Annotated in this window: 18 protein-coding genes; 8 read left to right on the top strand and 10 right to left on the bottom strand. The window is 70.4% G+C overall.

The genetic code is table 11. The features are described 5' to 3' along the window. Positions 1-124 precede the first annotated feature (124 nt). Entirely contained in the window at positions 125-919 is a 795-nt protein-coding gene (locus tag KLK06_RS09935; RefSeq protein WP_308168187.1) for a class I SAM-dependent methyltransferase, read from the top strand. Here the strand turns inward: KLK06_RS09935 and KLK06_RS09930 are convergent. From KLK06_RS09930 to KLK06_RS09910, 5 genes are read right to left on the bottom strand one after another with little or no spacing between them, the layout of a single operon-like run. After that, positions 874-1,758, bottom strand: a complete 885-nt coding sequence (locus tag KLK06_RS09930; protein ID WP_214635056.1) for an NAD(P)-dependent oxidoreductase — start codon at positions 1,756-1,758, stop codon at positions 874-876. The two genes, KLK06_RS09935 and KLK06_RS09930, sit on opposite strands and share 46 nt — an antisense overlap. After that, a complete protein-coding gene (locus KLK06_RS09925; RefSeq protein WP_308168186.1) occupies positions 1,755-2,903 on the bottom strand; it encodes a cytochrome P450 in 1,149 nt (382 codons plus the stop codon). The genes KLK06_RS09930 and KLK06_RS09925 overlap by 4 nt, the downstream gene beginning before the upstream one ends. Continuing rightward, positions 2,900-3,850, bottom strand: coding sequence for a 3-oxoacyl-ACP synthase III family protein (locus KLK06_RS09920; protein WP_214635055.1), 951 nt, complete (start codon positions 3,848-3,850; stop codon positions 2,900-2,902). Before KLK06_RS09920 ends, KLK06_RS09925 begins: the two co-directional genes overlap by 4 nt. Before the next feature lie 58 nt (positions 3,851-3,908). Then, the gene (locus tag KLK06_RS09915) at positions 3,909-4,478 is read right to left on the bottom strand and encodes a hypothetical protein (RefSeq protein WP_214635054.1); all 570 of its coding nucleotides are present in this window, start codon (positions 4,476-4,478) and stop codon (positions 3,909-3,911) included. A gap of 51 nt (positions 4,479-4,529) precedes the next feature. Further along, positions 4,530-5,201 (bottom strand): hypothetical protein, encoded by a 672-nt coding sequence (locus KLK06_RS09910; RefSeq protein ID WP_214635053.1) that lies wholly within the window; start codon positions 5,199-5,201, stop codon positions 4,530-4,532. Positions 5,202-5,483: 282 nt separating this feature from the next. On the opposite strand from KLK06_RS09910, the gene KLK06_RS09905 reads away from it, so the two are divergent. Next, positions 5,484-6,077: a TetR/AcrR family transcriptional regulator gene (locus tag KLK06_RS09905; RefSeq protein ID WP_214635052.1), complete on the top strand. Its 594-nt coding sequence runs from the start codon at positions 5,484-5,486 to the stop codon at positions 6,075-6,077. On the opposite strand, the gene KLK06_RS09900 is transcribed toward KLK06_RS09905, so the two are convergent. Continuing rightward, a complete protein-coding gene (locus tag KLK06_RS09900) occupies positions 6,071-7,513 on the bottom strand; it encodes a DUF234 domain-containing protein (protein ID WP_250905162.1) in 1,443 nt (480 codons plus the stop codon). The genes KLK06_RS09905 and KLK06_RS09900 overlap by 7 nt on opposite strands. Before the next feature lie 72 nt (positions 7,514-7,585). On the opposite strand from KLK06_RS09900, the gene KLK06_RS09895 reads away from it, so the two are divergent. From KLK06_RS09895 to KLK06_RS09885, 3 genes are read left to right on the top strand one after another with little or no spacing between them, the layout of a single operon-like run. Then, positions 7,586-7,987, top strand: a complete 402-nt coding sequence (locus KLK06_RS09895; protein ID WP_214635051.1) for a VOC family protein — start codon at positions 7,586-7,588, stop codon at positions 7,985-7,987. Between the two features lie 55 nt (positions 7,988-8,042). Further along, the gene (locus KLK06_RS09890) at positions 8,043-8,996 is read left to right on the top strand and encodes a serine hydrolase (protein WP_214635050.1); all 954 of its coding nucleotides are present in this window, start codon (positions 8,043-8,045) and stop codon (positions 8,994-8,996) included. A 47-nt stretch (positions 8,997-9,043) separates the two neighbouring features. Beyond that, the gene (locus KLK06_RS09885) at positions 9,044-9,319 is read left to right on the top strand and encodes a TetR-like C-terminal domain-containing protein (RefSeq protein WP_214635049.1); all 276 of its coding nucleotides are present in this window, start codon (positions 9,044-9,046) and stop codon (positions 9,317-9,319) included. On the opposite strand, the gene KLK06_RS09880 is transcribed toward KLK06_RS09885, so the two are convergent. Continuing rightward, positions 9,316-10,269 carry a zinc-binding dehydrogenase gene (locus KLK06_RS09880; protein WP_214635048.1) on the bottom strand — a complete coding sequence of 318 codons (954 nt, stop codon included), beginning with the start codon at positions 10,267-10,269 and terminating at the stop codon, positions 9,316-9,318. The genes KLK06_RS09885 and KLK06_RS09880 overlap by 4 nt on opposite strands. A gap of 80 nt (positions 10,270-10,349) precedes the next feature. On the opposite strand from KLK06_RS09880, the gene KLK06_RS09875 reads away from it, so the two are divergent. After that, positions 10,350-10,964 (top strand): TetR/AcrR family transcriptional regulator, encoded by a 615-nt coding sequence (locus KLK06_RS09875; RefSeq protein WP_214635047.1) that lies wholly within the window; start codon positions 10,350-10,352, stop codon positions 10,962-10,964. On the opposite strand, the gene KLK06_RS09870 is transcribed toward KLK06_RS09875, so the two are convergent. Further along, a complete protein-coding gene (locus KLK06_RS09870) occupies positions 10,945-11,814 on the bottom strand; it encodes a LysR family transcriptional regulator (protein WP_214635046.1) in 870 nt (289 codons plus the stop codon). The two genes, KLK06_RS09875 and KLK06_RS09870, sit on opposite strands and share 20 nt — an antisense overlap. Before the next feature lie 70 nt (positions 11,815-11,884). On the opposite strand from KLK06_RS09870, the gene dapA reads away from it, so the two are divergent. After that, positions 11,885-12,763, top strand: a complete 879-nt coding sequence (gene dapA, locus KLK06_RS09865; protein WP_214635045.1) for a 4-hydroxy-tetrahydrodipicolinate synthase — start codon at positions 11,885-11,887, stop codon at positions 12,761-12,763. On the opposite strand, the gene KLK06_RS09860 is transcribed toward dapA, so the two are convergent. Next, entirely contained in the window at positions 12,725-13,870 is a 1,146-nt protein-coding gene (locus KLK06_RS09860) for an FAD-dependent monooxygenase (protein WP_214635044.1), read from the bottom strand. The two genes, dapA and KLK06_RS09860, sit on opposite strands and share 39 nt — an antisense overlap. Before the next feature lie 51 nt (positions 13,871-13,921). Here KLK06_RS09860 and KLK06_RS09855 point away from each other — a divergent pair, with 51 nt between their 5' ends. Continuing rightward, positions 13,922-14,398, top strand: coding sequence for a MarR family winged helix-turn-helix transcriptional regulator (locus tag KLK06_RS09855; protein ID WP_214635043.1), 477 nt, complete (start codon positions 13,922-13,924; stop codon positions 14,396-14,398). Between the two features lie 4 nt (positions 14,399-14,402). Here the strand turns inward: KLK06_RS09855 and KLK06_RS09850 are convergent, their stop codons facing one another. After that, entirely contained in the window at positions 14,403-19,250 is a 4,848-nt protein-coding gene (locus KLK06_RS09850) for a DNA repair ATPase (protein ID WP_214635042.1), read from the bottom strand. Positions 19,251-19,256 lie beyond the last annotated feature (6 nt).

The following is a 19,256-nucleotide window of genomic DNA, read 5'->3' as shown; positions in this document are numbered from 1 at the left end:
CTGGTAAGCCCCCTGTTCTACGAATTACTCCCAAGGCTAGTAACGGGTTGCACGCGGGGTATTTGCGGAAAAGGCAGTGTCACGGCAAGTTTCGGTGAAGTCCATCTTGCGATATAACGTGAGTGTGAAGCGCGGTAGCTATGGATTCGACGCGCCATGGGCCCTTGCCGGACTCTTCTTCGGGGCAGTGGTCCTGTTGGTGCTGGCAGCGGTCTCGTACGTCAACGATGTCCCGGCGGCGGCGATCGCGTTTCTGCTCGGCGCGGTCTACACGCTGGCCAGCGCGGCCAGCTACCTCTATACGACTCGCCGGGGGAAGTTCGCGGTCTGGGCCGAGGAGCTCGGCCGGATCGAGGGCGACGAGCGGATTCTCGACCTCGGCTGCGGGCGCGGGATGGTGCTGCTGCTCGCGGCCCAGCGGCTGCGCGAGGGCCGGGCCACCGGCATCGACCTGTGGCGCGGCGTAGATCAGTCGGGCAACGCCGAGGGCGTCACCAGGGCCAACGCCGAGGCCGAAGGGGTGTCGGATCGGGTCGAGCTGGTCACGGGTGACATGCGTGAGCTGCCGTTCGACGACGGCCGGTTCGATGTGATCGTGTCCAGCCTGGCCATCCACAACATCCCGACCGTGGAAGGACGCGAGCGGGCCGTCAAGGAGGCGCATCGGGTGCTGCGTCCGGGCGGGCTGATGCTGATCGCCGACTTCCAGCACACGCCCCAGTACGAGAGCGTGCTGCGCGAGCTTGGCGTGGTCGACGTGCGCAGGCGCGACCTGGGGTGGCGGTTCTGGTACGGCGGACCGTGGTTCAAGTCGGAGATGCTGGAGGCACGCAAGCCAAGCTCGAACGGCGGTGAGGCGGTGCTTCGCCGGCCTCACCAGGACGCGGCGCCTGCGAAAGACGTCGGCGAGGGCGCGTAACCGAGTCGTTCGCGGGCCGCGGTGATGTCCAGGGTGCGCTCGACGGCCAGGTGGCCGACGGCGTAGCGGGTCAGGCGCGGCTCGCGGGTGAGCGTCTCGGAGATCGCCGCCAGGCCGTGGGCGAGCCGTCTGGGCAGGTAGAGCGGGGTCGCGTCGATGCCCTTCTCCCGCAGTACGGCACGGAGCGCGTCGTCCAGGAGCACCGGCTCGGCGTCGGTGACGTTGTAGGTGCCGAGAGGACCCGTGACGGCCAGCAGGCAGGCCTGGGCGAGGTTGGCCACCGAGGTCAGGCTGACGCGCTGCCGCCCGTCGCCGACCGCGACCAGCCTGCGGCCCCTGACCGCCCGCAGCACCCGGGGGAGCAGCGTGGTGTCGCCGGGACCGTAGACGGCGTGCGGGCGCAGGATCACCGCCCGCCCCTCGACCAGCCGCTCGGCCGCCGCCTTGGACGCGCCGTACGCGTTGACGTACCGGCTCACCGGGGCCTCGTGCTCGCGGGCCATGACGGTCGGCCGTCGCGGGTCGTACACGCTGGCCGTGCTGACGTGCACGAACCGGGCGCTGGGGAAGGCGGCCATGGCGTTCCGGGTCCCGTCGAGGTTGGCCCGCCAGATCCCGGCCGGCGGGCCCCAGTCGGTGACGCTCCCCGCGCAGTGGATCAGCGCGTCGAGGTCGAGGTCCGGGTGGTCGCGGCCGGTCAGGTCCCAGGTGAGGTACGGCACGCCGCGGATCTCCGTGGGCCTGCGCCCGAAGCCGTACACCTGCCACCCCCTGGCCACGGCCGCCCGGCAGACCGCGCCACCCACGAAACCGGACGCCCCGGTGACCCCGACCCTCATGCGGCCCTGATCAGCAGCCGCTCGTAGGTCGGGATGAGCACGCCCCTGGCCGCCCGCCGCGCCACCACCTCGACCGGGCGGGCGAGCACGACCCGGGCCACCGCGCGGATCTCGGCCAGCGCCAGCGGGTAGCCGATGCAGAAGTGCGGCCCGGCGCCGAACCACAAGCGGCGCAGCTCGGGCGGATGCGGCCGGGACGGGTCGAACGGTCCGTACGCGCGGGCGCAGTTGTGCGTGACGATCACCACGCGGTCGCCGGGCCTGGCCAGGACCCCGCCCAGGCGTACGGGCTCGGCGACGGAACGCAGCATCACCGGGGTCGGCGTGGTGACCCGCATCGCCTCCTCGATCGCCAGATCCAGGGCGGCGCCGAAGGCATCGTGGTCGTGCAGCAACGCGACCAGCCGGGGCACGAACGTGGCGACCGTCTCCGTGCCGGTGAGGAAGAACGCCCCGGCCGCCCCGCGGGCCTCCGCCGCCGACAGCCCGAGCTCGCGCATCCGGCCCATCACCGTGGCGGGATCCCCCGCGTCGTAGGCGGCCTGCGCGATGTCGCCGATCCCGTCGAGCACCTCGCGGGCCACGGTGAGCTGGCGGGAGTTCAGTCCCCGGGTACGCAGCGAGACCATCGACACCACCCGCTCCCCGTCGGCGAACAGCCGCCTGGCCCTGGCCGCCGGCACCTCGCCGAGGCCGATGACCCGGCAGATCACCGCTCCGGCCAGCAGCCGCATCTCGTCCACCAGGTCGACCGTGTCGCCTTTCGCCAGCCGTACGCGGAGATCGTCCAGCGGGCCGGCGAGCACGTCGGAGACCAGCGTGGCGACGGACGACGGCGTGAACAGCGGGGCCAGCTTGGCGCGGAGCGCCGCGTGCGGCTCGCCCTCCATGTTGAGCAGCACCGACGGGCCGAGCACGGGCGTCCACAGGTCGCCGGGCGAGCCGGGGCCGTCCTTCCGGAAGCGGCCGTCCATGAGCACGCGCCGGGCCAGTGCCGCGTCGTTGACCACCACGCCCAGCCCCGGAACCCGCACCACCGCGCCCAACCGGGCCAGCAGGCGCATCAGCGGGTAGGCGAAAGGGTGGGCGGCGAGGTAAAGGCGAGTCTCGTGTCGGGGATTCAGGGGGCCGTTGATGCTGTTCACAGGTCCGCCAGCATGACGCCCAGGCTGATGCCGCCGCCGAGGCCGAGCAGTGCCACGCGGTCGCCCTCGCGGGCGTGCGCGAGTTGGAGCGGGAGTGTGGCCGACGCGCAGTTGCCGTGGTCGGGCAGCGTGATCACCAGCCGGTCCTCGGGGATGTCCAGCGCCTGCGACAGGACCTTCAGGTACGGCAACGCCACCTGGTGCACCGCGATCACGGCGAAGTCGTCCCAGGTCAGGCCGGTGCGTTTGAGGGCGTTGAGGAAGAGGTCGGGGCCGATGAGCTCGAACGCCTCCTTCAGCCTGCGGCCGTCGCCACGGAAGTAGGAGTATTCAGGGTCGCGCGGGTGCATGGAGCCGCCGCCAGGGAGGGTGCCGATGCCCCACGCCCTACTATCAGCCGAAAATTCGCGATAAAAGATGCCGCGCGTGGGGTCGGCCTCCACGAGCACCGCCGCGCCCGCGTCCGACAGCGTGTATCCCGCGAACGCGTCCACGAACTGCGCCCGATCCCTGACCCGCCAGCGGATCGCCCGCGAGGGCGTCTCGCCGGAGCACACCAGCACCCTGCGGTACGACCCGGAGACGATCAGGCCCTCGGCCACCTGGATCCCGTTGAGCAGGCTGTTGCAGGCGTTCTTGACGTCGAACACCGGGCACGACAGGCCCAGCTTGGCGGCCACGATGTGCGCGGTCGCGGGCTCGACCAGGTCCTGCGAGGCCGAGGCGAAGATCAGCAGATCGACGTCGGTCGCCAGCTCCTTGGCGGCCTCGACGGCCAGGTCCGAGGCCTGCTGATCGTCGGACGCCACATGCCGGCGCCTGATGCCGGTCATCCGCTCGACGATGCCGCGCGGCGGCCGGTACCCCCGGATGCGTCGCTCGACCTCGTCGCTGGTCAGCGTGCCTGCGGGGAGGTACGTGGAAATCCTGGTGATGCGGGCCTTCATCTGCCGCAACCTAGCGGGTCGCCCTTGCAGAACGTTTGCCGGCCGTTCACTGAGGTGCCTATAGGCGATGCGGAGACGGCGCGGGCCGCATGACGCGCAGCACCTGGGTGCTGTCGGCGAGGTACAGGTGCGGCACGTCCACGAACACCCGCATCGGACCGGTGCCCAGCCCCAGCCGTCCCGCCATCCCGGCCTGGACGTCCGCGAGCGGCAGGTAGTTGAGGTAGCTGGTGAAGGCATTCTGCGACCGGAACGTGGCGGTCATGACCAGCGCGTCCTCCCTGATCCTGAAGGCCAGTCCGATCAGGCAGGGCACCGAGTCGTACGGCTCGCCGGGGGTGGTCAGCGAGATCCAGGCGCTCTTGCTGTACGGCTTGGCCCGCAGCAGGTCGGCCGCCCATTGGAGCTGGCCCTTGATCCTGGCGCCGTAGCTGTACTTGAACGGCGGCACGATCGTGTCCTGGCTGAACTTCCTGCGATACAGCGCCAGCCGGTCCGTGTCGCCGTACCTCTCGATGATGGGGTCGTTGCCACTCGTGACCGCGATCTCGAACAGCACGGACGGCGCCTCGATGACGGGACCCCGGTCATCGTCGGCGAGCGCCCCCGCCGTCCAGACATGGCGCATCAGCCATATCCACGCCTCCCCACACGACGCCCAAAGTGTTGGGCCGGGCATTCAGGTCTCCAGGTTCGGGAATTCGTAGGGATTGTGCGGGAGCCGGCGCCGCCTGCTGACGTTGCAGCGCACGTAGTAAACGGAGTAGTGGACGAGAGCCACCAGCGTGATACTGCTCAGCAGTATGGGCAGGTTCGGATCCTGCCCGCTGAGGCCGCTGACACCCACGGTCAGGTACGTCGAGTTGACGATCGCCAGCATCATCACGTTGATCCCCGGCCAGGCCAGAGGCGCGTACGTCTCGGGAAAGCGCGGATCGACCGGCAGGTTCGGCGACCAGTTCAGTTCGTCCTTGAGCCGGGCCACGTACAGCAGCCGGAAGTTGTTGATCGCCCTGGCCGTTCTGGCGTGCGCGTTGACCGCCTCGATGAGCCGCAGGAACGGCAGCACGCTGAGCAGGCCGAACGCCGCCACCAGGGCGAACAGGTACCACGGCACCCGGTGCCACTCCGTCAGGCTCTGCGGGTCGACGACCTTCGCGCTGGTGAGCGCGATCGTGGCCAGGAACGGTCCAGATAAAAGGCTCATCGCGAGCCTTGTCATCTTCAGACGCTCTTCCTTGGCGGCCAGGTGGACCGCGTATACGCCGCTGAAGTCGATCGCGGCGAGTTGAAGGAAGTGGTTTGACTCCAGCCTTGACTCCGGAGCCATGCGTGGGGGTGTCTTCCGCATGATCGTGCTCCTGTGGGACCAGCTTCCCCAAGTATGAGCACACCGTTCCCGGATTTGACAGGATTTCTACCAATCATTCCAACAAATCGCCATGGGCGGTCGGCTGTTCTTTAGTGAAGGCGGTTCTCCATCCGATGCTCACGGCGGTCTTACATCCCACGGTGACGGCGGTTGTCCGTCCTGCGACCACGGTTGATGTCCGTCCCACGGCTCGCCGGTACGCGGGCGGACGGTTCGACAGCGTCCGACCCGGCTATCCTGCTATCCGGTGCACTGCTCCGAATGCCCAGCCTGGAGGCGAGCCGAATGGCGGACACGATGCGCGCGGACGGCCGCCGCAACTACGACCGGCTGCTCGACGAGGCCCGCGCCGCGTTCGCCGAGCACGGCACCGACGTCTCCCTGCGCGACGTCGCCCGCCGCGCGGGGGTCGGCATCGGCACGCTGTATCGCCACTTCCCCACCCGCGAGGCGCTCATCGAGGCCGCCATGCGTCACGGCCTCGACGCTCTCTGCGCGCGGGCCGACGAACTCATCGACACCGAGCCGGCCGGCGAGGCGCTGACCGCGTGGCTGCTCGCCTTCGCCACCGGCTCGACCCGATATCAGGGCCTGCCCGCCTCAATCCTCGACGCTCTCGGCGACGAGACCTCTGAGCTGTACCGCTCCTGCCACGCCATGCGCGCCGCCGCCGCCCGGCTGCTCCACCGGGCCCAGCAGACCGGCCAGGTACGGGGCGACCTCGCCGTCGACGATCTGCTGGCCCTGGTGGTCGGGGTCGCCTGGGCGGGCCAGCACGCCCGCGACGGAGCGGCCCTGACCGGCCGCCTGCTCGGCCTGATCAGAACCGGCATCGAGACCCCCGGCGGTCAGTGAGGGCGCCAGGAGGCCAGCAGTTCCTCAGGCCCCCACGCCTGGTCCAGCGGAAGGCCGGGCTCGAACCCGGCTCTGGAGACGGCGATGGTCGGCGTGTCGCTCGAGACGCCCGGTACGAAGGCGGCGCCGCGGACCAGTTCCGCATGATCGCGCTGATCGAACAGGCGGTTGTCGTACCACTTGATCGATCCGACGAAGTGCACGTCTCTCGCGACCGGACCTCTGTCGGCGCCCACCAGGTCGATCTCGGGATTGTTCCGGCGGTTCCACCAACTGCCGATCTCCTCGGTGTCCGGCCACCGGTCATCCGGCAGCGTTCTGGCCAGGGTCTCGCGGATGATCGGCTCCACGGCGCGTCCTCGCCAGGCCGTCCAGGATCGTTCGATGCGCCGCAAGGCCAGATCCGGGCGACCTCGCTCGCTGTCGGCGATGGCGCGCTGCAGGAACGCCAGCCAGAAGCGCAGATAGTGATCGGATATCCGATATCGCTTGTTCTTGGTGTCCGGCTTGGTGGACAGGGGCAGGTCGGTGGCGATCACTCGCTTGGCCGCCAGACTCGTCAGGATCGGCGCGAGTGTGCCGGGCAGGAGCGGGGTTCCGCCGCCCGTCTTGGCGGCGATGTTGGAAAACGTACGCTCGCCCGTACCCACCGCTTCCAGGACGGCGCGAACGTGCGAACCCGCGGGAAACTCGCCCAGCATCGAAAGCTCTCCAGCGGCGAGCAGCGGGGACAACGGCGAGTCGAGGCTCCTGCGCAGGAAGTCGACACGTGACAGCGCCTGCTCCCAGGAGCGGACTATTTCCGGGAATCCTCCTGTGATCAGGAGCGCGTCGATGGCGTCGGCCGCCGGCAGTCGCGTCATCTCCGCGACGTCGGCGAGATTCAACGGCTGAACGGTCATCCGGGCGGCCCGTCCGAAGAAAGGCCGGCCGTATTGCTGTAGCGCCTCCATCATCGTCAGATCGCTGCCCACGAGGAGGAGCAGGATGGGTTTGGCGGAGAGGAACCTGTCCCAGACGGTTTGCAGCGCCCCCTCGAACTCGCCGTCCTGCTCGACCAGCCACGGCACTTCGTCGAGCACCACGATGCACGGGGCGGTGGCTGCGGCTGTCACCAGCGACTTCAGCGCCTGGTTCCAGTCCTGCGGCTGAGTGTCCTGGACCAACTCCGACATCGGGAGCCCCGCGGACGCCACCTCTCCGATGAAGTCGCTTCGCTCCGCGCCGGGGGCTCGCCCACGAGATGCTTGGAAGACGACGTACGGCAGCCCGGAACGATCGCAGAACTCTTGCGCGAGGCGTGACTTGCCGACCCTGCGGCGCCCGGTCATGATCACCGCTCGACCGCGGGTGGTCAGCTTGCCGTCCAGGGCCAGGCGCAACTGTTCGTCGAGCGTCCTGAGGTCGTGGGACCGTCCCGAGAATTCGGCGACCATCCTCGCTCCAAACTATGATCCAGTCATACTATGAACGATACATAGCTTAGCTCAGAAGCGCATGATGGCGTGGTGATCGGACACATCGGGATCAGCGTCCCCGACCTGGCGCGAGCCAAGGCCTACTACGACCGGTTGATGCCGCTCCTGGCCTTCGACGAGTTTCTGAATGACGCCGACCAGTTCGCCTACCGGCCCGCCGGGGGCAAGCCCGGCACCTTCCTGTTCTTCTATCCAGCGGCCGTCGGAACGCCCGGCTACTCCCGCGACCACCCAGGCCTGCAGCACCTGGCGTTCATGGTCGGGAGCCGGTCCGCGGTCCGTGCGGTTCACGAGCTGGTGGTCTCGCTGGGGGATGTGGTCGTGGAGGAGCCGCGCGAATTCCCCGAATATCCGCCGCCCTACTACGCCACATTCTGGCGGGATCCGGTTGGATTCCTCCTGGAGGCCGTCTGCCACCATGATCGCGATTGACCATCACACCATGTCAGGCCGTAGACAGGGAAGTCCCAGCGAAGAGGAGGTCGTCATGACATTGGCGGATCGAGTGGACAGTGTCCTGCGGGCGGGTAAGGCGCCGAACCTGCACGGGCTCGTGGTCGTCGAGAACGGGCAGATCATCCTCGAACGGTACGGTGCGGGCCAGGACTTCCAGCTCAACGAGCCCCTCGGGCACGTCACGTTCGAGCCGGACACACTGCACGACGTCCGATCCGTCACCAAGAGCGTGGTATCGCTCCTGTACGGCATCGCGCTGGCCGAGAAGCTGGTGGCGCCTCCGGAGGAGGGCTTGCTCGCCCAATTCCCGGAATATCCGGATCTGGCCGAAGACCCCGAGCGGGCCCGCCTCACCGTCGAGCATGCCCTGACGATGACGCTCGGGCTGGAGTGGGACGAGAGCGTGCCGTACACCAGCGCCGCCAACAGCGAGATCGCGATGGAGTACGCGCCCGACCGCTACCGCTTCGTGCTGGAGCGGCCCGTCGTCGAGGAGCCGGGGCAGCGGCGGACGTACTGCGGCGGAGCGACGGCCCTGATCGGGCGGCTGGTCGCCAAGGGAACCGGTCGGTCGCTGACCGAGTTCGCCAGGGGCGCGCTGTTCGAGCCGCTCGGCATCGGCGAGTTCGTGTGGACGCGGGGCGATGACGGCACCGAGCTGGCGGCCTCGGGGCTGCGGCTGGCGCCGCGCGACCTGGCCGCCATCGGCACGCTGCTGCTCGACGGCGGGCGCGGGATCGTGCCGCGGAGCTGGATCGAGGAGCTGTCGCGGCCTCGGGTGCGGATCGACGACGAGTCCGCGTACAGCTACCAGTGGTACGTCGGCACCGGTGCGCACCCCTGGCTCGCCGCGCACGGCAACGGGGGTCAACTGCTCCACCTGGCGCCCGAGCGCGGGCTGGTCGTGGCCATGACGGCGGGCGAGTACAACCTCGAATCGCTCAGCTCTGCAGCCGTGCGCGACGCGGTCCTCCAAGAGGCTTGACGGCTTCGACATCGGCTGGGACTCCTACACGCGCGTCGACGTGGCGGGTGACATCCTGCGGCCGCTACGCCGCGGTGATCCAGGTCCCGGACCCGGCGACGGCCGAGGCGGGGGCGCGGCTGATCGACATCCTGGTCGCGGCCCTCAGGGCGTACGGACTGGAGGGCTCGGACGCGATCCACGCGGCGCGCTCCCTGCGCGCGGCCGCCCACGGTTTCTCGGTGCTGGAGGCGGCAGGCGCGTTCGGGCTTCCCGAGCAGCTCGACGAGAGCTACGAGCTGCTGATCCACATGATCATCTCGGGCCTCCACCCTCCCCGCTAGGGGGTCAGGATGATTCTGCCCAGTGCGGTGCGGCTTTCGAGGCGGCGGTGGGCCTCGGCGGCCGACTCCAGCGGCAGGGTGTCATCGACGTACGCGCGGCTGCGCCCGTCGGCCACCCTCGCCAGCATCTCCGGGTAGTGGACGCCGAACACCTCGGCTCCCCACGCGGGCCCGCCGCACCCGATGACGGTCACGCCGCGAGCCAGCAGATCGGCGGCGCCCACCGCGGCGGGTTCGCCGCTCAGTGAGCCGTAGCAGAGCATGCGCCCGGAGCCGGGCGTGAGGTGATCGAGCACCGGCTTGGCCGACGCCCCGCCGACCGACTCGAAGACCACGTCCACGTCGGGCAACTCGCCGGGCCAGCCGGGCTCGCGGTGGTCGATGACCTCGTCGGCCCCCATCTGCCGGGCTCGCTCCCGCTTCGCCGGGGCGCCCGCGGTGGCGATCACCCGTTCCGCGCCGAACTCCTTGGCATGGCGCAGCAGGTACGTCCCGATGGAGCTCGCCCCGGCCTCCACCAGCACGGTCTCCCCACCCTTGAGCCCGGCCCGGTGCAGCAGCCCCAGTGCGATGGCGCCCGGCGCGGCGGCGGCGACGGCGTCGACCGGCGATACACCCTCGGGCACCGGGCAGATCAGTGACGCGGGCACCACCGCGTACTCGGCGTAGGAGCCGACCCCGCCCGTCACGCAGGCGATCGTGGCGCCCAGCAGGGCCTCGTCGACTCCGGCCCCGACCTCGGTCACCACGCCGGCCGCCTCGGCGCCGAACACCGTGGGCAGCGGCACCGGCAGCGGGTAGATGCCCGTCCGCAACTGGGTCTCCGCGTAGCTGACCCCGATGGCCTGCGTACGGATGACCAACTGCCCTTCTCCCGCCTTCGGCTCCGGCCAGTCCTCGGCCTTGAGCACTTCCGGACCGCCTAGTTCGTGGACAACGATCGCGCGCATGCGACACCCTTCTAAGTGAACCGTTGGTCCAGTTAATATATGGACCGTCGGTCAACTTGTCTATAGGGAACAATGATCTGATGGAACGGCGGGAGCGGGCCGACGCGGCACGCAACAGGCGGGCGATCCTGGAGGCCGCCGAGGCGCTGCTACGCGAGCATCCGCCGGGGGAGGTCTCCGTCGAGCGGGTCGCCGCCGCCGCGGGCGTGGGCAAGGGGACGGTGTTCCACCGGTTCGGCAGCCGTGTCGGGCTCATGGAGGAGCTCATGACGGAGCGGGCGCGTGCGCTGGAGCAGGCCGTCATGGAGGGGCCGCCGCCGCTGGGGCCGGGTGCTCCGGCGGGGGAACGGCTGGTCGCCTTCCTCGACGCGGTGGTCGCGATGGCGGCCGGGAACGTGGGGTTGATGGCGGCGCACGAGCACGCCAGGCTGACCCAGAAGGCCGGGGGCGGGTCGCGGCTGGCCAACCCGATCTACGTGGCGTGGCACGAGCACATCTCGGCCCTGATCGCCGAAGCGCGGCCGGATCTCGACGCCGAGCTGGCCGGGCACGTCCTGCTCGGCACGCTGCACACGGAGCCGATCGGCGGCCTGCTGCTCGGCGGCCAGTCGGCCAGGGTCGCGGCCACCCTCGGCGACCTCGCCAGAGGCCTGCTCGGTGAGGGAAAGGGTCCGCTCAGAGAGGGAGGTGGGTGATCGCGGTGTGGAAGGCCGCGATGGCCGCCTTGATCGCGGGGTGCTCGCCGTACCCCCGGCGGAAGGCGGCCAGGGTGCGGCGGCTGAGGGGCAGGCTGGTCAGCGTCACCCCGTGCGGCGGCGTGAGCGCGGCCAGGCGCGGCACGAGCGCCACGCCCTGACCGGCGGCGGCGAAGGCGAGCACGGTGTCGAAGTCGTCGATCTGGTGACGGACCCGCGGCTCGAAACCGGCCGCCTGGCAGGCCCGGATCGCCATCGCGTGGCACAGGGTGCCGGGCTTGCCGACGATCCAGGCGTCGTCGCGGGCGTCGGCGATCGTGGCGCGGTCAGTGAGGTACATCCGCTCCCCGAACAGCGGCTCCGTCTCCAGCGACGCGTCGGTGACCGGCGGCACGAAGTCGTACTCGTGCACGAGCGCGACGTCCACCTCACCCGCCCGCAGCGCGGCGGAGACGTCGGCGGGGTCGATCTCGGAGACCATCGGCCGCAGTCCCGGATGCGCGCGGGACAGCTCGGCGAGGGCGGGCGGCAGCAGCACGCGCGCCGCCGACGGGAACGCGCCGACCCGCAGCGGCCCCGACGGGCCGCTCCGCACCGCGGCGAGCGCCGCGGACGCCCTTTCCAGCTGCTCGAGTATGTCCTGCGCGTGCTCGACGAGCAGGTGTCCGGCGGGCGTCAGCGTGACCGTACGGCCCGTGCGCCGCAACAGCGCCACGCCCGCCTCCCGCTCCAGGGCGCTGAGCTGCTGGGAGATCGCCGACGGGGTGAAGCTGAGCGCCTCGGCGACCGCGGCGATGGTGCCGCGTTGGGCGAGTTCGCGCAGGAGGTGGAGCTTACGAGGGTCGAGCATCAGACAAGCTTAAGCTCAACAGCAGAAATCCGCGCTGGACCTAACGTATTGTTCCGCGTCATGCTGAAGCATGCTGACAGGACTTCATGTGCCACTGGTCACGCCGTTCACCGAGACGGACGAGGTGGCCGTCGAGGCGATCGACAAGCTCGCCCGCCACGTTCTCGACCAGGGCGCCGCCGGACTGGTCGCGCTGGGCACGACCGGAGAGGTCGCGGCGCTGACGCCCGCCGAGCGGGCGCGGGTGATCGAGGTCTGCGTCCGGGTCTGCGCGGAACGCGAGGTGCCGCTGACCGTCGGCATCTCCGGCAACGACACGCGCTCGACGGCCGCGGCGTTGCAGGACCTGCCCGCGGGGGTCTCCGCCGCGCTGGTGACCGTGCCGTACTTTCTGCGGCCCTCGGAGCGCGGTGTCGTCGCGCACTTCGAGGCGCTGGCGGAGGAGACGCCGGTGCCGCTGGTGATCTATCACATTCCCTACCGGACCGGGCAGGCCGTGAGCGCGGCGACCCTGCGTCACCTGGGCGGGCACCCGATGATCGCCGGGGTGAAGTACGCGGCGGGCGGGATCGACCAGGACGCCGTGGACCTGCTCGGGGACCTGCCTGAGGGGTTCGAGGTGCTGGGCGGCGACGACCTGTTCATCTCGCCGCTGCTGGCGCTGGGCGCCTCGGGCGGCATCCTGGCCTCGGCGCATCTGGCCACCGACCGGTTCGCCGAGCTGGTCGCGGCGTGGCAGGCGGGTGACGTGGCCAGGGGCAGGGCGCTGGGTCACCGGCTCGCCCGGCTGTCGGCCGCGCTGTTCGCCGAGCCGAACCCGACCGTGATCAAGGGGGTCCTGCACGCCCGGGGCCTCATCCCGACCCCGGACGTGCGCCTGCCGCTGCTCCCCGCGAGCCCGGAGGCCGTCTCACAGGCTGACGTGGTGGCGGTACATCCAGGACAGTGACTCCTGGCTGGCCGTCTTCTTGAGGAAGAACGGCATCATCAGGTCGCGGAACACCCGGCCGACGGGCCCCGCGGCCTTGCTGTTGCTGATCGTCCGCGAGTAGGCGACGACCCGCTCAGCGCGCTCACGCCGCTCGGCCTCGAATCGCTCGAACGCCTCCCGGTGGTCCGCCGCGTCCCGCAGGCACCTGGCCAGCACGATCGCGTCCTCGATGGCCTGTGAGGCGCCCTGCCCCGAGCTCGGAGAGGTGGCGTGCGCGGCGTCGCCGGTGAGCACCACCCGCCCCTTGTGCCAGGTCCGCAGCGGCGGCAGGTCGTAGACCGGCAGCGCCAGGTCCACCTTGGAGCGGCTGACCAGCTCGGCGGAGAAGTTCGCGTCGTCCTTGAACGCCTCGACCAGCAGCGGCTTCCAGTCCGGTGGTACGTCCCCGAGTTCGCGCGGCAGGTTGGCGAACCACCAGGTCTCCCCGGAGGCGGCCACGGTGTAACCGAAGAACGCGCGCTTGCCGAACACCATGTTGTAGACCCCCGGCTCGCCCGTGAAGTCGCTGTCGCGGACGATCCCGCCGAAGCTGTACAGGCCGCTGTAGCGGGGCGCGGGCGCGCCGGGGTCGAGCTGGGCGCGGGTGCGCGAGTGCACGCCGTCGGCGGCGATCAGCACGTCGCCCGTCTCCTCCGTGCCATCCTCGAAACGGGCCGTCACCTGGTCGCCCGTGTCGTCGAAGGAGACCAGGCGCTTGCCGTACGAGATCGGGATGCCGCGGGAGGCGGCCTCGTCGCGGACGATGCGGTAGAGGTCGGAGCGCAGGATCGTGTGGCTCACCGTGCCGTCGTCGAGGGCCAGGCCGTTGGCCACCTCGCCGAGGCGCTTGCCGGAGCCGCTCCACATGACCATGTGCGGGGTGGGGATGCCGGCCGCCATCACCTGGCGGTGCGCGCCCAGCACCCGCAGGGCGTCCAAGCCGTTCGAGGCGACGTTGAGGAACGAGCCGACGCCTTCCGCCTTATCCTGGTACGCCTCGAAGATCGCGGCGTCGATGCCGGCCTCGCGCAGGGCCATCGCGGTTGCCGGGCCACCGATGCCGCAACCTATGATCAGAGCCTTCATGGTGATAACCTTTCGTTCGGTCGAACGAAATATATGCCGGGAAGGAGGGCCATGTCCAGAGATATTTCGGAGCACCGAAAGAAATTGCTCGAAGCCCTGTTCGTGGCCGGGCGGGACAACAGCAACGCCGCCGTGATGTTCCACACCGCCATCGGCGAGCGGCTGGGGGTGGGAATGACCGAGGAGAAGGCCCTTGACCTGCTCCAACGGCTGGGCCCGCTGACCGCGGGCGAGCTCTCGAAGCACACCGGCCTGGCGCCCGCCTCGGTGAGCGGGCTCATCGATCGGCTGGAGAGCAAGTGGCTGGTGCGCCGCACCCGCGACCCCAAGGACCGGCGGCGGGTGATCGTCGAGGTCAACCACGAGCAACTGGCCGGGGGCGCCGAGCTCTTCGCGCCGTTCGTGGCCGGGCTGTCCGAGCTGTACTCCAGCTACTCGGACGAGCAACTGGAGCTGATCCTCGACTTTCTCGACCGGGCCACGGCCATCCAGCGAACCTGTACGACGCAGCTGACCTCGTCGCAGTGACGCGTCAGTCCGCCGCGTTCTCCCTGATGGCCGTGCCGACCTCGCCCACCCGGTCCGCGAGCAGGCCGATGGCGCCCACGGCCCTGGTCATCGGGTCGTCCTCGGCGCCGCCGAGCGCTTCGGCGCGCAGGTAGGCCGCCTTGATGTCACGCCAGCGGGCCGCCTGAGCGGGAGTGAGGCGGCCGCGGAGCTCGGCGAGCTTGAGCAGGTTGGCCTCCGCGTCGCTGGTCAGGGTCTGGGCCTCGCCGAGGTAGTGGTCGTCGATGACCGCCTCCAGCTCGGCGTCGTTCATGGCGGGCACGATCCGTTCGGCCAGCTTGTTCATGTTCCGGTACGAGCCCTGCAGGCGGAACGGCGGCTCGGTGCGGGCGGCGTCGGACTGCCCGGCCGAGGCGATGTAGGCCTGGTTGTTGGCCAGCACGACCTCCTGCACCCGCACCAGCTTGCGCAGCACGCTGAGGATCTGGTCCAGCTCGGTCTTGGCGTACGGGTGCCGGAGCTGGTCCGGCCGGGCCGTCTGGTCACCGCGGGCCAGGCGTACCAGCAGCTCGACGTCGGCCCGGTCACGGGCGGAGAGCGGCGCCAGCACCGGGTTGGAGGTGAGCGCGTTGTCGATGTAGCTCAGCGCGAACAGCTCTTCCTTGCCCGACAGCACGTCGCCGAGGTTCCACACGTCGGCTCGGTTGGCCAGCATGTCGGGGATGCGGAAGCGCCGGCCCGACTCGGTGTACGGGTTGCCCGCCATGCACACCGCGAACCGCTTGCCGCGCAGGTCGTACGTACGGGTCCGGCCGTCCCACACGCCCTCGATGCGGCGCTGGGCGTCGCACAGCGAGATGAACTTCTGCAGCAACTCGGGCGAGGTGTGCTGGATGTCGTCCAGGTACAGCAGCGTGTTGTTGCCGGTCTCCAGGGCGAAGGAGATCTTCTCGACCTCCTGCCTGGCCGTCGCGTCGGGCGCCTCCGCCGGGTCGAGCGAGGTGACGGCGTGGCCGAGCGCCGGGCCGTTCACCTTGACGAAGACCAGGCCGAGGCGGCTGGCGACGTACTCCATCAGCGTCGTCTTGCCGTAGCCGGGGGGCGAGATGAGCAGCAGCAGGCCCATCTGGTCGGTCCGCTTGTCCGCTCCGGCGGCGCCGAGCTGCTTGGCCAGGTTGTCGCCGATCAGCGGCAGGTACACCTCGTCGAGCAGCCTGTTGCGGACGAACGCGCTCATGACCTTGGGCTGGTACTCCTCCAGCCGCAGCCGGGCCCGCTCGGTGGCCACCAGCTCGGTGCGCCGCTTCTGGTAGGCGCGGTAGGCGGGGACGCGTTCGGTACGGAAGCGGCGGGTCCTGGCCAGGGTCTCGTCCAGGCGCAGTTCCAGTTTGCGGTCGGCGACGCGCGGGTGGGTGCCGAGCAGACCTTCCACGGTGGCGGTGAGCGCGGCGCTGGAGTCGTGCCGGGGCAGGTCGCAGAGCAGTACGGCGATGGACTCGGGCACCTCGGGGCCCTTGCCGAAGGCGCCGATCCAGGCCCGGGCCAGCTCCAGCCGATCAGGCAGCGCCACGGCCTTGAGATCCTCCTCGAACTCGCGTGACTTGGCCGGGCCGAGCGCCTGGTGGAAGCCTTGGAGGAGGGTACGGGCCGCCGCGCTGGTCACGAAGCCGGCGGGTTTGGCGGCGAGCTCCTCGACGAGGTACTCCCCGGCGAGCGCGGCCGTCTCGCCGGGCCCGGTGTGGAATGCGGCGATTTGTGCGCCCAGTTCCGTTGCCAGAGCGGCGATCTCCGGTGTGGGGCCGAAGACCGAGCGGGCGCGCACCAGGGATACGGCCCGTGTGGCGAATGTTTTACGTGAAACCTCGTCCGCCCCGAACGCCCAGTACAACTGCGCCGCCGCCCGGGCATCCGGCGGATACCGCAGCAGCCCCGCTCCCTCCCGGAGCCGGAGCAGCGTGTCGAGAATGGCGGTCGCGTCGTGGTCGTGGACGCCGCGCTCGTAGCCCTCGTCGTAGCGCTCTTCGGCGGCCTGCCGTACGAGATCTTGGAGTGGCCCGCCCGGCACCGCCACGTCGAGCAGCGAGGCGGCCAGATGTTCGGCGCGGTAGACCTCCGGCGTCTCGGAGGCGAGCAGTTGGTCCCAGAACGGCTGGGTATCGGCGAACGAGGTAGGGGCGGGGGACCGGTAGTCGGTGCCGGTGATGGCGAAGTGCATGGCGCCGTCGTGCGGCACCAGCGTGAGGTCGATGGGCTGGGTGTTGACCGCGAACCGGTGCCGGCCCAGGCGCAGCGTCTCGCCGCCGTCCGAGAACAGGTCGAGGCGGTCGCGCAGGGCCCGGCCCGCCTCCTGCTGCGCGGCCTTGATCCTGCCGTCCAGCTCCTCGGCCCGTACGGCGTCGCCGAGCCCGCGCAGCTCGACGGAGACCGAGCGGAGCTTGGCCACCATCGGGTCGGTGGCGAAGAAGGTGTTGACCTCGTCGAGCGAGCCCAGCGACGGCAGCCGTCTGGTGACGCTGCCCAGGATGCGCTCGGCCGAGGCGAAGATCCGGTCGGCCCGGCGGGCGAGCTCGTCGAGCTGCGTCTGCTTGCGGGCCGAGAACGCCTCGTAGACGTCGTCCCGCTTGCCCGCGAGCCGGGCGGCGAAGTCGTCGAACTCGCCGAAGCGCGTCTCCAGCGCCTCCAGCCGCAGCATCAGCTTCCCGAGCTGCTCGTCGCACCGCTGCGGCGTGTCCGCCACCGCCAGCGCGCCGGTGATGGCCTGCCCGAGCAGCGCGAACTCGGCCGCGAACGCCGCCCGTCCCTCGGCCCCGAGCAGCTCGCGCCGGCGGCCTTCCAGTACGGCCCGCGCCCGGTTCACCCCGCCGAGCACCTCGGCGATGCGTTCCAGGATGGAGGTGCGTACGGTGGGGTCGGCGATCTCGAGCGAGCCCACGACCTCGGTGACGACCTCCAGCCCCTCCGACTGGGTGGCCAGGCGTTCTGTGACAGGCTCGGCCTCGGCCACGGTGGTGATCGCGGCGGCCTCGGCGGCCAGCGCCTCCACCGCCTCGTGGTAGCCGGTGAACGCGTCGGCCCCCTGGAGGAACGCCACGGCCCGCTGTCCGACGGAGACCAGCTCCTCGGCCAGCGATCCGGCCAGCGTGTCGAGCCGGGCGAGGTCCAGGTAGCGGACCTCGCGCAGCGTCACCAGGCGGCCCTGGGCCCGGCGCAACGTGGCCAGCAGCGTCACCCAGGCGTCGGCGGTGGCGGGGGTGTCGCCGCGCGCGTGCCGTACGAGCCGGGTGGTCTCCTCCGTGGCCTCGGCCAGGGTGCGGGCGGCCTGGCGGGTGAGCGCCTCCACGTGCTCGTACTCGTCGAGCACCTGCTCGGCGGTGGCCCGTACGTCGGCGAGCGGGCCGCGCAGGTCCTGCTCGCCGAGCCAGTGGTAGTGGTCGAAGGCCCGCGTGCAGGCGGCGATCAGCGCCTCGAACGTGGCGGCCGACGGCGCCATCTCGCCGATCATGCGGGCCACCGACAGGCAGTCGGAGATGCCGCGCACCAGCTCGGCGTTGCCGATGCGCTCCAGCGGGCCAGTGCCGGTGGGCTGGGCGGCGGCGTAGGTGTCGGAGACGTACGGCGTCTGCCAGACCTGCATGGGGTGGACCCGCGTCGGCTCCTCGGAGGTGGCGCGGAAGACCACCATCGTGCCGTCGTCGAACAGGGAGTAGCCGTGGCAGACGATGGGGTTCGCCACTTCCTTCCTGATGACGTTGTACGGCAGGAGCAGCGAGCGGCCGTCGCCTCTGGCGTGGAAGACGTACAGGACGTCCTCGCCGTTGGGGGAGCGGACCACGCGGTCGAACTCCAGGTCCGTGACGTCGGTGTCGAACGTCTTGCTGACCCCGGTGGCCAGGTAGTAGCCGCCGGGGAAGATCAGCCCCTGGTCCTCCGGGAGCCGCTGACACGCCTGGCCGATGCCGTCGAGCCTGGTCACGGCCTTGGTACGGATGTTGAAGACCAGGTGGCGCCAGCCGGTCTCCTTGTACGGGCGGATCCTGATCAGGATGAGCGGGCCGATGACGGCATGCTCGACGTCGGCGTCGGCCAGGCTCTGGAGGGGTTCGGTGACGGGCTCGGCGTAGATGCCCTCGCCGGTCTCGGTGTTGTTCTCGATCTTGATGGTCAGGTCGCCGCCGACCGTCTCGACGAACACCTCGTCGCGGATGGAGATGTGCGGGTGACGGCCGAGCACGTGGTCGTCCCGGGTGGCCGGAGTCCACACGAAGTCGTGCGAGGGCGGGAAGGAGTGGTCCCGCTCACCCCTGTTGTCCTGATATTTCGTGACTCCTTGGGGGTCGACCGTCCATCTGAAGACCCGCGTGTCGGCCGGGCCGGTCTGGAAGACGGCCAGCAGCTTGCCCTCGACGCGTCTCAGATGGTGGAGCCTGGACTCCTTGTAGTAGCGGTACAGCTCGGCGAAGTCCTTCTGGAACCCCGGATCGTCGAGGGCCGGCAGCCGGTCGGGGTCGAACCTGAAGGCGTCGCCGTCCCTGGTGAAGCGGTGCACGGAGAAGACGTCGGCGACCGTGGTCTCGGGTTTCAGCCCGATGAACACGTTGTAGCCGAACAGCATGACGCCGCCCAGCGAGACGATGTCCCGGGGGACGCAGTTGTTGTCCGTGCGGATGCGTTCGGTGCCGAGCAGGCGGAGCTCCGTGCCGCCGAAGACGGTCAGGCGCTCGGCGTTGACCGCCTCGGCCGCTCTGGCCAGGGCCTTGGCCTGGGCTTCCAACCGGGACTTGAGCACCTCGTAGGTCCCGGCCGCCAGCCCGCTCGGGGCGGCCGCGCCGGGCTCCGCCGTACGGGAGCCCTGGCGCTGTACGTCGTCGGTCACGCGCGA

It is taken from the genome of Nonomuraea sp. NEAU-A123, from assembly GCF_018603905.1.
Classification (GTDB): domain Bacteria; phylum Actinomycetota; class Actinomycetes; order Streptosporangiales; family Streptosporangiaceae; genus Nonomuraea.
Note: the sequence above shows the minus strand (reverse complement) of the source record. Positions and strands in the feature narration are given on the sequence as shown.

Coding starts and splice junctions, on each gene's coding strand:
- KLK06_RS09930 (WP_214635056.1), bottom strand. CDS start 1,758: ATGAGGGTCGGGGTCACCGGGGCGTCCGGTTTCGTGGGTGGCGCGGTC.
- KLK06_RS09920 (WP_214635055.1), bottom strand. CDS start 3,850: ATGAAGGCCCGCATCACCAGGATTTCCACGTACCTCCCCGCAGGCACG.
- KLK06_RS09915 (WP_214635054.1), bottom strand. CDS start 4,478: ATGCGCCATGTCTGGACGGCGGGGGCGCTCGCCGACGATGACCGGGGT.
- KLK06_RS09910 (WP_214635053.1), bottom strand. CDS start 5,201: ATGCGGAAGACACCCCCACGCATGGCTCCGGAGTCAAGGCTGGAGTCA.
- KLK06_RS09905 (WP_214635052.1), top strand. CDS start 5,484: ATGCCCAGCCTGGAGGCGAGCCGAATGGCGGACACGATGCGCGCGGAC.
- KLK06_RS09900 (WP_250905162.1), bottom strand. CDS start 7,513: ATGGTCGCCGAATTCTCGGGACGGTCCCACGACCTCAGGACGCTCGAC.
- KLK06_RS09890 (WP_214635050.1), top strand. CDS start 8,043: ATGACATTGGCGGATCGAGTGGACAGTGTCCTGCGGGCGGGTAAGGCG.
- KLK06_RS09880 (WP_214635048.1), bottom strand. CDS start 10,269: ATGCGCGCGATCGTTGTCCACGAACTAGGCGGTCCGGAAGTGCTCAAG.
- KLK06_RS09875 (WP_214635047.1), top strand. CDS start 10,350: ATGGAACGGCGGGAGCGGGCCGACGCGGCACGCAACAGGCGGGCGATC.
- KLK06_RS09870 (WP_214635046.1), bottom strand. CDS start 11,814: ATGCTCGACCCTCGTAAGCTCCACCTCCTGCGCGAACTCGCCCAACGC.
- dapA (WP_214635045.1), top strand. CDS start 11,885: ATGCTGACAGGACTTCATGTGCCACTGGTCACGCCGTTCACCGAGACG.
- KLK06_RS09860 (WP_214635044.1), bottom strand. CDS start 13,870: ATGAAGGCTCTGATCATAGGTTGCGGCATCGGTGGCCCGGCAACCGCG.
- KLK06_RS09855 (WP_214635043.1), top strand. CDS start 13,922: ATGTCCAGAGATATTTCGGAGCACCGAAAGAAATTGCTCGAAGCCCTG.